Origin of the sequence: Pseudothioclava alba (assembly GCF_033100795.1) — a bacterium.
In the GTDB taxonomy this organism is placed as follows: domain Bacteria; phylum Pseudomonadota; class Alphaproteobacteria; order Rhodobacterales; family Rhodobacteraceae; genus Pseudothioclava.
In genome coordinates, this window is the sequence record NZ_JAWLVI010000001.1 from 595,314 (window position 1) to 608,670 (window position 13,357).

General features: G+C 61.8%; 10 protein-coding genes. 5 read left to right on the forward strand and 5 right to left on the reverse strand.

Annotation, left to right across the window (positions count from 1 at the left end; genetic code table 11):
* Nucleotides 1-29 precede the first annotated feature (29 nt).
* A complete protein-coding gene (locus RYZ20_RS02905; protein ID WP_317670365.1) occupies nucleotides 30-608 on the forward strand; it encodes a CvpA family protein in 579 nt (192 codons plus the stop codon).
* 101 nt (nucleotides 609-709) lie between these two features.
* Nucleotides 710-2,185 carry an amidophosphoribosyltransferase gene (gene purF, locus RYZ20_RS02910; RefSeq protein ID WP_317670366.1) on the forward strand — a complete coding sequence of 492 codons (1,476 nt, stop codon included), beginning with the start codon at nucleotides 710-712 and terminating at the stop codon, nucleotides 2,183-2,185.
* A gap of 39 nt (nucleotides 2,186-2,224) precedes the next feature.
* Here the strand turns inward: purF and RYZ20_RS02915 are convergent, their stop codons facing one another.
* Genes RYZ20_RS02915 through RYZ20_RS02925 form a run of 3 tightly spaced genes read right to left on the reverse strand, consistent with a single transcriptional unit; the run spans nucleotide 2,225 to nucleotide 3,472 of the window.
* On the reverse strand, nucleotides 2,225-2,524 hold the full coding sequence (locus RYZ20_RS02915) for an MliC family protein (protein WP_317670367.1): 300 nt from the start codon (nucleotides 2,522-2,524) through the stop codon (nucleotides 2,225-2,227).
* Between the two features lie 26 nt (nucleotides 2,525-2,550).
* Entirely contained in the window at nucleotides 2,551-2,928 is a 378-nt protein-coding gene (locus RYZ20_RS02920; protein ID WP_317670368.1) for a cell division protein ZapA, read from the reverse strand.
* Nucleotides 2,921-3,472: a hypothetical protein gene (locus RYZ20_RS02925; RefSeq protein WP_317670369.1), complete on the reverse strand. Its 552-nt coding sequence runs from the start codon at nucleotides 3,470-3,472 to the stop codon at nucleotides 2,921-2,923. Before RYZ20_RS02925 ends, RYZ20_RS02920 begins: the two co-directional genes overlap by 8 nt.
* A gap of 226 nt (nucleotides 3,473-3,698) precedes the next feature.
* Between RYZ20_RS02925 and tkt the strand changes: the two genes are divergently transcribed.
* Together tkt and RYZ20_RS02935 are read left to right on the forward strand one after the other, a co-directional pair.
* Nucleotides 3,699-5,717: a transketolase gene (gene tkt / locus RYZ20_RS02930; RefSeq protein ID WP_317670370.1), complete on the forward strand. Its 2,019-nt coding sequence runs from the start codon at nucleotides 3,699-3,701 to the stop codon at nucleotides 5,715-5,717.
* A 38-nt stretch (nucleotides 5,718-5,755) separates the two neighbouring features.
* The gene (locus RYZ20_RS02935; RefSeq protein WP_317670371.1) at nucleotides 5,756-6,628 is read left to right on the forward strand and encodes a DMT family transporter; all 873 of its coding nucleotides are present in this window, start codon (nucleotides 5,756-5,758) and stop codon (nucleotides 6,626-6,628) included.
* Here the strand turns inward: RYZ20_RS02935 and RYZ20_RS02940 are convergent.
* Nucleotides 6,625-7,389 carry a DUF1223 domain-containing protein gene (locus RYZ20_RS02940; protein ID WP_317670372.1) on the reverse strand — a complete coding sequence of 255 codons (765 nt, stop codon included), beginning with the start codon at nucleotides 7,387-7,389 and terminating at the stop codon, nucleotides 6,625-6,627. The two genes, RYZ20_RS02935 and RYZ20_RS02940, sit on opposite strands and share 4 nt — an antisense overlap.
* Nucleotides 7,390-7,561: 172 nt before the next feature.
* Entirely contained in the window at nucleotides 7,562-10,351 is a 2,790-nt protein-coding gene (locus RYZ20_RS02945) for a bifunctional aconitate hydratase 2/2-methylisocitrate dehydratase (RefSeq protein ID WP_317670373.1), read from the reverse strand.
* A gap of 295 nt (nucleotides 10,352-10,646) precedes the next feature.
* Between RYZ20_RS02945 and acnA the strand changes: the two genes are divergently transcribed.
* Entirely contained in the window at nucleotides 10,647-13,337 is a 2,691-nt protein-coding gene (acnA, locus tag RYZ20_RS02950) for an aconitate hydratase AcnA (RefSeq protein ID WP_317670374.1), read from the forward strand.
* Nucleotides 13,338-13,357: the final 20 nt, after the last annotated feature.

Here is a 13,357-nt window from a genome sequence, read left to right on the forward strand (position 1 = left end):
CCCCAAGGGGTAAAGGGACAGGCTGGCGTATGGATAGTTTTACCATCATCGACGGCATCGCAGCCGCTGTGATTATTTTTTCGGCCATTCTGGCCTATAGCCGTGGCCTCGTGCGCGAGGTTCTTGCGATCATTGGCTGGATCGCGGCGGCAGTCGTTGCCTATAAATTCGCCGAAGTGGCGCGCCCGCTGATCGCGCAGGTGCCGGTTCTGGACCGGTTTATCGCAGATAGCTGCGAATTGGGCACAATCGCGGGGTTTGCAACCGTGTTCGCGGTGGCGCTGGTGGTGTTTTCGCTGCTCACGCCCTTGTTCGCCTCGATGGTGCAGCGCTCGGCGCTTGGCGGGCTGGATCAGGGGCTTGGCTTCCTGTTCGGCGCACTGCGGGGCGCGGTGCTCGTCGCGATCGCCTTTGTCGTCTATAAGGAAATCGGTATCCGCGAAGGCGTGCCGATGGTCGACAATTCGCGCTCGATCCAGGTGTTCAGCTCGCTCAGCGGCGAGATGAACTCGACCATGCCCGATGACGCGCCGGGCTGGGTTGTGGCGCGCTATGAAGAACTGGTTTCGACCTGCACTGGCCCGCGCACGATAAGCGCGCCGCAATAAATCGTGACGATCGGATGACAAATCCGCGCGGGAGGGCTTAACAGCCCTCCCGTTTCGCTTTAAATGGGCGCCAAAGCCACAAGCGACCGGAGTCCGCTGCCATGACCCAACCGGAAAAGACATTCCTCGCGCATCCGTTCGACGATGACAAACTGAAAGAGGAATGCGGCGTCTTCGGCGTTGTCGGCGTGGCGGATGCCGCGAACTTCGTCGCCCTTGGCCTGCACGCGCTGCAACACCGTGGACAAGAGGCGGGCGGGATCATCACCTACGACCCCGAGATCGGTTTCAACTCGGCCCACCGTTTCGGCTATGTGCGCGACAATTTCACCAAAGCCTCCGTGATGGAGACCCTGCCCGGCTCGCTTGGCATCGGGCATGTGCGCTATTCGACCGCGGGCTCCAAGGCCGCCGCGATCCGCGATGTGCAGCCCTTCTTCGGCGAGTTCTCGATGGGCGGCGCGGCGATTGCGCATAACGGCAACCTGACAAACGCCAATGCGCTGCGCCGCGAGCTGATTGAACATGGCGCGATTTTCCAGTCGTCGTCGGATTCGGAATGCATCATTCACCTGATGGCGCGCTCGATCCAGAAGCACCACGCCGACCGCATCGCAGATGCTCTGCGCCGCGTGGAAGGTGCATTTTCAATCGTTGCGATGACGCGGACCAAGCTGATCGGTGTGCGCGACCCGCTGGGTGTGCGCCCGCTGGTTCTGGGGCGTGTGGGCGACAACGGCTATGTGCTCTCTTCCGAGACCTGCGCGCTGGACATCATCGGCGCCGAGTTCGTGCGCGAGGTTGATCCAGGCGAGATGGTCGTCATTCAGGACGGCAAGATCGAAAGCACCCGCCCCTTCGGCCAGACGAAGCCGCGCTTTTGTATCTTTGAGCACGTCTATTTCTCGCGTCCCGACAGCTTTATCGACGGGCGCTCGGTCTATGAAACCCGCCTGCAAATCGGTGTGGAACTCGCCCGCGAAGCCCCCGTTGACGCAGACCTCGTGTGCCCCGTGCCGGATTCGGGCACGCCTGCGGCCATCGGTTTCAGTCAGGCCAGCGGTATTCCCTTTGCGCTTGGCATCGTGCGCAACCAGTATATGGGCCGCACCTTTATCGAGCCGACCGACCACATCCGCAACATGGGCGTGCGCCTGAAGCTCAACGTCAACAAGACGCTGATCAAGGGTAAGCGCGTGATCCTCGTGGACGACTCGGTCGTGCGCGGCACCACGTCTCGCAAGATCAAGGAGATGATCCTTGATGCAGGCGCCGCCGAGGTGCATTTCCGGATCGCCTCCCCGCCGACCGCGTGGCCGTGCTTCTACGGCGTCGATACGCCGGACCGCGAAAAGCTTCTGGCTGCGAAAATGACCGAAGAGGAAATGCGCCAGTGGATCGGGGTGGACAGCCTTAAATTCATCTCGCTTGACGGGCTTTATCGCGCGACCGGCGCGAAGGACGGGCGCGACAATTCCTGCCCGCAATACTGTGACGCCTGTTTCTCGGGCGAATATCCGGTGGCACCGGCGGACCAACTGGCCAAGGGCTTCAAAATGGCCAACGCGGCCGAATAACCCGCGACAACCCCAAAAGCGCGCCGGATCTGGCGCGCTTTATTGTTCCCGGGCTTCGCACGCGCTCAGAAGTGGCCTCTCGACCGCCACCCCGTCGCGCCAAAACAGCGTCGCGGCATCCCCTTTGGTTATCCAGAAATAGCCCGTGCCGGTCTCGCCGCCCTCGGCGTAAAACGCGCCCGACCCCGAGCGGACCTGTTCGAGCAACACCTGACGCCCCTCGATCTGGGCGATGGCAAATCCTGCGCCCGCATCGTCGAAATAAGTCAGAGGGATTTCAACACCGCGCTCACACGCATAGATCGTCTGAACAGGTCCCGCCTCGACGGCAGCACCCATCAAAACACATGCGAGCGCGAGCAACCTCACGCGCTTTCTTCAACCTTATCGGCAAGGCTCTCGGCGCGGGCCGCCAGCTCGGCCAGCGTTTCCGTCACCTCGTTCGGCACGACGGGAACCTCAAGGCGCGGCGCATTCTCGCGCGCATCGCGCAGCGCGGCCTCAAGTTCGGCGATCCGCGCATTGGCGACACGGATCTGATCCTCGACGCCCGCGGTTTTATCAGCCAACATCAGCCCCGCCATCAGCAGCATCTTGGACTCGGGCAGACGTCCGGCCTGCTGCACCAGTGGGCCAGCCTCGGCATCCAGCATCGCGGCGGCCGTATGAAGGAAATGCTCCTCGCCCGACTGACACGAGACCTGAAAGCCGCGCCCGCCAATCATGATCGTAATATCAGGCATCGGAGGTCTCCTCATTGGCGCGGGTTTCGGCGGCGGCAAGCACGGGTTCAAGCGCGGCAAGAATGTCCTGCACCTCGGCCTCTTCGGCGGTGCGCGCGGCGCGCAGGGCTTCAAGCTCGGCCTGCATCACGCGGTTGACCAGCGCGCCCGCCCCTTCGGAGCCAGCCGCGACCAGCGTTTCATTCGCCGCGATCAGATCGGCATTGGCGCGTTTGAGGCGCGCATTTTCGGCCTGCGCGGCATCCAGAGCGCGCGTGGCCGAGCCGAGTTTTTTCTCTAGCGCGGACAGCGTGGTTTCCTGCTTTTCACGGATCGCGCGGACGCGCTCGGAAAGCTGCGCATTTGCCGCGCGCTCCGCCTCGAGCGCGTCTTTCAGCTCGGCCAGCTCTGCACGATCAGCGGCAGAAACGGTCTCTGGCGGCGTCGGTTCCTGCACCGGCGCGGCCCCTTCGGGCACAGGCGCGGCTCGCAACCGCTCCACCCCTTTTTCGATCCGCTCCAGTGCGAAACTGATCCGGCGCTCCAGCTCGGAAATATCACCCATACGCTCGCCCTCGGTTTGCCTTTGTCATTATCGCTTTTGGCCCCCTTTGCGGCAAATCCGCACGAATCGCGTGCGAAACGGCCTGCTGGGGGCAAGTTTAACCAAAACAAAGCGCCCTAGCCCACCCTTTTGCATCAAAGGTTTGGTGCATCCGCTTGATCTTGGGCGAGAGCCTGCTATCAGAGCGCAACGTTATCGCCAACAGCCCGAACCGAGAGGACTGCAGATGGACATCGCCGCGCTGCGTGAAAAGAACCCCGAACACTGGAAACTCGCCTCTGCGATCCGCGCGCTTGCGATGGATGCGGTTCAGGCCGCGAACTCGGGCCACCCCGGTATGCCGATGGGCATGGCCGATGTGGCCACGGTTCTGTTCCAGAACCACCTCAAGTTCGATGCGAAAGCGCCGAAATGGGCTGACCGCGACCGTTTCGTGCTGTCGGCTGGTCACGGCTCGATGCTGATCTACGCGCTGCTTTACCTTTGCGGCGACGAGCAGGTCACGCTCGAGCAGATCAAGAACTTCCGCCAGATGGGCGCCCTGACCGCTGGCCACCCCGAGAACTTCCTGCTGGATGCTGTTGAAACCACCACCGGCCCGCTGGGTCAGGGTATCTCGACCGCGGTCGGCATGGCCATCGCCGAGGCACATCTGCAAGCCAAGTTCGGCAAAAAGATCGTCGATCACCGCACCTGGGTTATCGCTGGCGACGGCTGCCTGATGGAAGGCATCAGCCAAGAGGCCATCGGCCTTGCCGGTATGCAGGAACTCAACAACCTGATCGTGCTGTGGGACAACAACGACATCACCATCGACGGCCGCGTTTCGATGTCGGACAAGACTGACCAGCGCAAGCGTTTCGAGGCGTCGGGCTGGACCGTGTTCTCGTGCGACGGCCATGACGCTGCCGATATCGACCGCGCGCTGAGCGCCGCCAAAAACGCCAAAGGGCCGGTTCTGGTCGATTGCAAAACCATCATCGGTTTCGGTTCGCCCAACAAGGCCGACAGCTACTCGGCCCACGGCGCACCGCTTGGCGACGCGGAAATCGCCGCGACCAAGGAAATCTACGGCTGGAGCCACGGCGCGTTTGACATCCCCGCCGACATCAAGGCTGCATGGGAAGCCATCGGCACCCGTGGCAGCGCCGAGCGCGCCGCATGGGAAGACCGCTTCGCCAAACTGTCCGAAACCAAGCAGGCCGAATTCACCCGCCAGATGACCCTTGGCGTGTCGAAGAAATTTGCGGGCGCTATCCGCAAGTTCAAGAAAGAGCAATCGGAAGCCGCCCCCAAGGTCGCAACCCGCAAGGCATCCGAAATGGTGCTGGCCGCGATCAACCCGGTGATCCCGGAAACGATGGGCGGCTCGGCTGACCTGACCGGCTCGAACCTGACGAAATCGGGCGATATGACCGTATTCAACCCGCAAAACCGTGGTGGTCGCTACATGCACTACGGCATCCGCGAGCATGCGATGGCGGCAGCGATGAACGGCATGGCGCTGCATGGCGGGTTGCGTCCCTATGGCGGCACGTTCTTCTGCTTTACCGATTACGCCCGTGGCGCGATGCGCTTGTCGGCACTGATGCGGGTTCCGGCAGTTTATGTCATGACGCACGACTCGATCGGCCTTGGCGAAGACGGCCCGACCCACCAGCCGGTCGAGCATCTGGCGATCTGCCGCGCGACGCCGAACACGCTGACCTTCCGTCCGGCCGACGTGATCGAAACGGCTGAAGCCTGGGAAATCGCCCTGACGCAAGAGGGTACGCCCTCGGTGCTGGCGCTCTCGCGTCAGAACCTGCCGACGCTGCGCAAAGAGCATAAGTCGCAGAACCTGACCGCTCGCGGCGCCTATGTCATCGAAGAGGCCGCCGGCAAGCGTCAGGCGATCATCATGGCAACCGGTTCCGAGGTCGAAATCGCGATGAAGGCCCGCGACATCCTGCAAGCCGAAGCCATCGGCACGCGTGTTGTCTCGATGCCCTGCATGGAGCTGTTCGCGCAGCAGGACGAGGCTTACCGCCGCCGCATCCTGCCGCCGGGCGCTGTGCGCGTGGCCGTCGAGGCCGCGATCCAGCAGCCGTGGGATCGCTGGCTTCTGGGCGAGCGAGGCCGCGAGTCGAAGGCCGGTTTCGTTGGGATGAACCGTTTCGGTGCCTCGGCTCCGGCGGATCAGCTTTACGCGAAATTCGGCATCACGCCCGAAGGCGTCGCTGCCAAAGTCAAATCGCTGCTGTGAGCGCGAAAGACACCGATCTGAACCAAGGGGGGGCCGGCATGGCCCCCCTTTCTCGTTCCGGTTTCGGGGCGGGGATCGCCTATCTTCTGGCCGCGCTCGTGCTGTTTACGCTGATGGATGCGGTGGCAAAAGGACTGTCGGCGCAATATCACGTCGCGCAGATCGTCTGGTCGCGCTTTATCGTGAATGCTCTGCTTCTGGCGCTGGTCTATCGCGCCCGCGTGCCGCGCCTTCTGCGCACGCGCCGCCTTGGGGTGCAGGTCTTGCGCGCTTTGACACAGGTGGTCACGGGCGGGCTGTATTTCGTGGCGCTGAGCAAAATCGGCATGGCCGAGGCGGCCGCACTGTTCGACATCAACCCGATCCTGATTACCCTAGGTGCTGCGCTGTTTCTGGGCGAGCGTCTGGGGCCGCACCGGATCGGCGGCATTGTCGTGGCCTTCGTCGGCGCGCTGATCGTGCTGCGTCCGGGGGTTTCGGCGTTTGATCCGGCGGGGCTGTTTGCGATTGCGGGGGCGACGACCTACGCGGCGGGGGCACTCCTGACCCGCTCGGTCCGGGACGAGCCTTTTGCGACCTCGCTTCTGTGGTCGGGCGTGGTGGGACTGGCGCTGAGTTCAGCGCTTCTGCCGCTTGTCTGGGTGCCGCTACGGGCCGAAGACCTGTGGCAAATCATCCTGTTAGGCGCGCTTGGGGCGCTTGGCCAAGCCGCTCTTATCAAAGCCTTTTCCCTCGCAGAAGCAGGGCTACTGGCCCCCTTCGGCTATCTGGGGCTTATCTTTTCGGGGCTTTGGGGCGTGCTGTTCTTCGGTCAATTGCCGGACCTCTGGACCATTGTTGGCGCGGCGGTCATCACGGGCGCGGGGATCTACGTCTGGTGGCGCGAAAGGATCGCGGCTGGCCGCGACTAGCGGCTTAACCGCGCGGAGGCCAGAATTTGCCCCGGCAGCGGCGCCTTGCCGCCAGGCAGCGCCTCTTGCACGATCACAACCGCAGGCTCCTCGCCCTCGATCCTGACCGAAAGGCGGGTAGGTTTCTGCCCGTCCCATTGCGCGACCGCGTGCCACTGGGTCACGACATTGGCGTAATCCATCTCAAGCCCTGCGTTCTCGCCGCGCAGGATTTTAACCCGCGCCTCGGGGGCATAGCGGACGACCTGCACGACATTGGGCGCCTCTGTCGGCGCAACCGGCCAGATGTCGACCTTATACTCGCCCGCCTCGCCCGAGACCGAGATCCCCACGCGCGGCGCCTCTGCCTTGGCCTGACGGATCAGCGCCTCAAGGCTTTGCGCCTCGGGGCCGACCAGCGCGTCCTGGCCCTTTACGATCATCTGCGGCGTATAGATGGTTCGAGACCCCGCCGCACGCGCATAGGCCTTTTGCCGCGCAGTAAAGGCGGGCTGCGCGAACGGGTCTTCCCAGCCCAGATAATCCCAGTAATCCACATGCAACGCCAACGCGATAATATCATCGCGCGGGGCAATCGCCGCCAAAAGCTCATCCGCGGGCGGACAGGCCGAACAGCCCTGCGAGGTGAACAGCTCGATCACAACAGGGCTGGCCACCGCCTCGGCCGAAACCGGCGCGCTATCTTGCGCGAATGTCGCCGCCCCGAAACCGGCAACGGCAAGAACAAGGCTGGCAGCAAGGGGTAAGCGCGTCGGGGTCATCGTATCCTGTCCGGTGGTCCTGCCCTTACTCCTATGCCGCTACGGCAGGGTTTGCCAATCAAGGTTTTGCGAGAAAACGACATAAACCGCGTTTGACCGCGCCGGAATAGCAAAGGGGCGGCGCAAAACTGCGCCGCCCCGATTTTAATCACCTTGTTAAGGGCGACTACCCTTAGAAGTGGACCGAACGCGCGCCAGCCGGCTTTTCAAGCGGCGGAGCGAATTTGGTCAGGTCGATGCCTTTGACGGCCTTCTTGTATTCCTCGAGCGTCGGCGTGCGGCCCAGAATAGCCGAAAGCACAACGACGGGGGTCGAGGCCAGCAGGGATTCGCCCTTCTTCTCGGCGCTGTCTTCCACCACGCGGCCCTGGAACAGACGGGTCGAGGTCGCCAGAACGGTATCACCCTTCTCGGCCTTTTCCTGGTTGCCCATGCACAGGTTACAGCCGGGGCGCTCCAGATAAAGCGTGTTCTCATACTCGGTCCGCGCGGTATTCTTGGGGAACATGTCGTCGAACTCGAAGCCCGAGTATTTCTGGAGCACTTCCCAGTCACCTTCGGCCTTCAGCTCGTCGATGATATTGTAGGTCGGAGCAGCCACAACCAGCGGCGCCTTGAATTCGACCTTTCCGGCCTCTTCCTCAAGGTTTTTAAGCATTTGCGCGACGATCTTGATGTCACCCTTATGAACCATGCACGAGCCGACAAAGCCCAGATCGACCTTCTTCTCGGCGCCGTAGTAGGACACCGGACGAATGGTATCGTGGGTGTAGCGCTTCGAAACATCGGCGTTGTTCACGTCGGGGTCAGCGATCATCGGCTCGTCGATCAGGTCAAGATCAACGACGACTTCGGCGAAATACTTCGCGTTGTCATCCGGGGTCAGCGCGGGCGTCTCGCCCGATTTGATCGCGGCGATACGCTGGTCTGCCTTGTCGATCAGCCCCTGAAGCGTGCCCGCCTCGTTTTCCATGCCCTTGTCGATCATCACCTGAATGCGGGCTTTCGCCAGTTCCAGCGAGCCGATCAGCGTTTCATCGTTCGAGATACAGATCGAGGCTTTCGCCTTCATCTCTGCGGTCCAGTCGGTGAAGGTGAAGGCCTGGTCAGCCAGCAGCGTGCCGATGTGAACCTCGATCACGCGGCCCTGGAACACGTTATCGCCGCATTGCTTCAGCATCTGCGCCTGCGTTGCATGAACGACATCGCGGAAGTCCATGTAGTCTTTCATCTGGCCTTTGAAGGTCACTTTCACCGACTCGGGGATCGGCATGGTTGCCTCGCCGGTCGCCAGCGCCAGAGCCACGGTGCCCGAGTCAGCGCCGAAGGCCACGCCTTTGGACATACGGGTGTGGCTGTCGCCGCCGACGATGATGTCACGGTCATCCACGGTGATGTCGTTCAGCACCTTGTGGATCACGTCGGTCATCGAGTGGTAGTGGTGCTGCGGGTCGCGCGCGGTGATCAGGCCGAATTTATTCATAAAGCTCATCAGCTTCGGGATATTGGCCTGTGCCTTCTTGTCCCAAACCGACGCGGTGTGACAGCCCGACTGATAGGCGCCGTCAACCGAAGGCGAAATCACGGTCGCGGCCATCGCTTCAAGCTCTTGCGAGGTCATCAGGCCCGTCGTGTCCTGCGAACCGACGATATTCACCTTGACGCGCACGTCCGAGCCAGCCAACAGCGGCGCTTTGGCGGTTACACCCACGGCGTTGCGGTTGAATATCTTTTCAACGGCGGTAAGACCCTGCCCTTCGCGGGTGATCTCTTTCGAGGGCGCGAAAACTGCCGGAGCCTCGACGCCAAGGGTCTCGGCCGCGAGGGTTTGCAGCTTCTTGCCGAAGACGACAGCATAGGAGCCGCCAGCCTTCATGAACTCCACCTTCTGCGGGGTAAAGGACGAGGCCACATCGGCCAGCTCGGTGCCATCCGCATCATAAAGCTTTTTGGCCTTGGTGTTGATCGTCAGAACCTTGCCCGTCTCGACCGAGTATTTCTGCTCGAGGATCGCATCGCCATTGGCATCGAGAACCGGCTTGCCGTCGGCGTCGACTTTCTTGGCCCAGTTCTTCAGGTCAAGACCGATACCGCCGGTCACGCCCACGGTGGTCAGGAAGATCGGCGAGATGCCGTTGGTGCCAGCCACGACCGGAGCGAAGTTCACGAAGGGCACATAGGGGCTGGCTTGTTTGCCGGTCCAGAGTGCCACGTTATTCACGCCCGACATCCGCGACGAGCCAACACCCATCGTGCCTTTTTCCGCGATCAGCATCACGCGGGCTTCGGGGTGTTGCTTTTGCAGCTCTTGAATTTCCGCCTGCGCTGCGGCCGAAATCATGCACTTGCCGTGCAGTTCGCGGTCCGAACGCGAGTGCGCCTGGTTGCCCGGCGACAGAAGGTCGGTCGAAATATCACCCTCGGCGGCGATATAGGTCACGACCTTGATTTCTTCATCGACCTCGGGAAGCTTGGTGAAGAACTCGGCCTGAGCGTAGCTTTCCAGAATACCCTTGGCGACGGCATTCCCGGCCTTATAGGCGGTTTTCAGGCGGTCGGTATCGGCTTCATACAGGAACACCTGCGTTTTAAGAACCTCGGCAGCCTGCGCCGAAAGGCCCACATCATCCCCAAGCGCGATGTCGAGCAGCACTTCGACCGACGGCCCGCCCTTCATGTGCGAGAGCAGTTCGAACGCGAACACCGGAGTGATCTCGGCAACCGCCACCTCACCCAGAATGATCTTCTTAAGGAACGCCGCCTTCACGCCCGCAGCACTCGTGGTGCCGGGCAGCGTGTTGTAGATAAAGAAGTTCAGGGCGCCTGCGCGGTGCTCGCTGCCGGTGTCTTCGATCAGTGTGATCAGCTCTGCGACCAGCGCGCCGTCGTCGATGGGCTTCGGGTGCAGCCCCTCGGCTTTACGCGTTTCGATTTCGGTCAGGTAATCCGTGTACAAGCTCATGGCGATCCCTACGATTTTGTGGCTCAAAAGCCTGAAGGCCGGACCGCATATTTCGCGAGCAATCCGACTCTCGGGCCGTTTGTATGCAAAAGTATACCATGCGGTTTCAGGTTGCAAGATATTCAGTCGCGGCTGGATAAAATCTTCTTACCGCCCCACCCTGTCGCCTGTCTACAGATCAGCCAGCTTTCCCACACGCGTTGGACTCCTGCCGAGACCGAACTAAGTCTCGGGACAGACCACAAAGACGGGATAGTTCCCGCCACCGTGCTGTTTGACTTATCCAGAGGCTCCCATGACCGTTATCGTTGGAAAAGACACCGCTAAAACCCGCCGCCAGATTCAGGTTGGCTCCAAGAGCTATGCCTATTACTCGATCCCGGCGGCACAGGCCGCGGGTCTGGGCGATTTTTCCAAGCTGCCTGCCTCGCTGAAGGTCGTTCTGGAAAACCTGCTGCGGTTCGAGGATAACGGTTTCTCGGTTTCGATTGACGACATCAAAGCCTTTGGTGACTGGGCAAAAAACGGTGGCCAGAACCCGCGCGAAATCGCCTACCGTCCGGCCCGCGTTTTGATGCAGGACTTTACCGGCGTTCCGGCCGTGGTCGATCTGGCCGCGATGCGCGACGGTATCAAGGCGCTTGGCGGCGACGCGCATAAGATCAACCCGTTGGTGCCGGTCGACCTTGTGATCGACCACTCGGTGATGATCGACGAATTTGGCAACCCGCGCGCATTTCAGGCCAATGTGGATCGCGAATACGAGCGCAACATGGAGCGTTACCAGTTCCTGAAATGGGGCCAGGGCGCGTTTGAGAACTTCCGCGTGGTTCCGCCCGGCACCGGCATCTGCCATCAGGTGAACCTTGAATACCTCGCGCAGACCGTCTGGACCGACACCGATCAGAGCGGCGCTGAACTTGCCTATCCCGACACACTGGTCGGCACCGACAGCCACACCACCATGATCAACGGTGTCGCCGTTCTGGGCTGGGGCGTGGGCGGGATCGAAGCCGAGGCCGCGATGCTGGGACAGCCGGTTTCGATGCTGATCCCCGAGGTTGTGGGCTTCAAGCTGACGGGCGAGATGGTCGAAGGCACCACCGGCACCGACCTAGTGCTGAAGGTGGTCGAGATGCTGCGCAAGCACGGCGTTGTTGGCAAATTCGTCGAATTTTACGGCCCGGGGCTTGATAATCTGCCGCTCGCGCAGCGTGCGACGATCGCCAATATGGCGCCCGAATATGGTGCAACCTGCGGCTTTTTCCCGATCGACGCGGAAACGCTGCGCTACCTGCGCCAGACCGGCCGCAATGAGGACCGCATCGCGCTGGTCGAAGCCTATGCCAAGGAGAACGGCTTCTGGCGCGGCGCGGACTATGCACCGGTTTACACCTCGACGCTTGAGCTGAACATGGGCACCATCGTTCCGGCGATTTCCGGCCCGAAGCGCCCGCAGGATTATTTGCCGCTGACCGAGGCCAAGGCCGCCTTCGGCAAAGAAATGACCCAGACCTTCAAGCGCGAGATGGGCAAGGCCGTTCCGGTCAAGGGCGAGAGCTACGAGATGACCTCGGGCAAGGTTGTGATTGCCTCGATCACCTCGTGCACCAATACCTCGAACCCCTATGTTCTGATCGGCGCGGGGTTAGTGGCGCGCAAGGCGCGCGCGCTTGGCCTGACCCGCAAACCGTGGGTGAAAACCTCGCTGGCGCCGGGATCGCAGGTGGTCACCGAATACCTTGAGGCCGCGGGTCTGCAAGAGGATCTGGACGCTGTCGGCTTTAACCTTGTCGGCTATGGCTGCACCACTTGTATCGGCAACTCGGGTCCGCTCCAGACGGAAATCTCGGAGGCGATCAGTGAGGGCGATCTTGTGGCGGCCGCCGTTTTGTCGGGCAACCGGAATTTCGAGGGGCGGATCTCGCCCGATGTGCGCGCGAATTACCTCGCCTCGCCGCCGCTTGTCGTGGCCTACGCGCTGGCGGGCGATATGAGCATTGACCTGACTTCCGAACCGATCGGACAGGACAAGGACGGCAAGGACGTCTACCTGAAAGACATCTGGCCAAGCAATCACGAGATCGCGGAGCTGGTCGAAAAGACAGTGACCCGCGACGCGTTTTTGCGCAAATACGCCGATGTGTTCAAAGGGGACGCAAAATGGCGCGCGGTCGAGGTATCGGGCGGCGAGACCTATGACTGGCCGGCAAGCTCGACCTATATCCGGAATCCGCCCTATTTTCAGGGCATGGCACAAGCCCCGGGCGAGATTTCGAACATCCGCGACGCCCGCATCCTCGCGCTTCTGGGCGACATGATCACCACCGACCACATCTCGCCCGCCGGCTCGTTCAAGCCGGATACTCCGGCGGGCAGATACCTGACCGAACGTCAGGTCGCGCCCAGGGATTTCAACAGCTACGGCTCGCGCCGCGGCAACCACGAAATCATGATGCGCGGGACTTTCGCCAATATCCGCATCAGGAACGAGATGCTTTCGGGCGTCGAGGGTGGCTTCACCAAAGGCCCGAATGGCGAGCAAACCTCCATCTTCGACGCCGCGATGGCCTATCAGGCGGCAGGCACGCCGCTGGTCATCTTCGGCGGCATCGAATATGGCGCGGGCTCGTCGCGGGACTGGGCGGCGAAGGGCACGAACCTTCTGGGTGTGAACGCGGTGATCGCGGAAAGCTTTGAGCGCATCCACCGCTCGAACCTGATCGGCATGGGCGTTATCCCGTTCGAGTTCACCGGCGGCGACACCCGCCAATCACTTGGCCTGACCGGCGACGAGGTGATCACCATCGAGGGGCTTGAGGGCGACATCACACCGCTCTCGATGGTGCCCTGCACGATCACCTCTAAGGACGGCACGGTCAGGACGATCACGCTCAAGTCACGCATAGATACCGCGGTCGAGATCGAATACCTGAAAAACGGCGGCGTTCTGCAGTATGTGCTGCGCAACCTCGCCAGATCGTAGGACCGCAAAGCCTCAGCAAA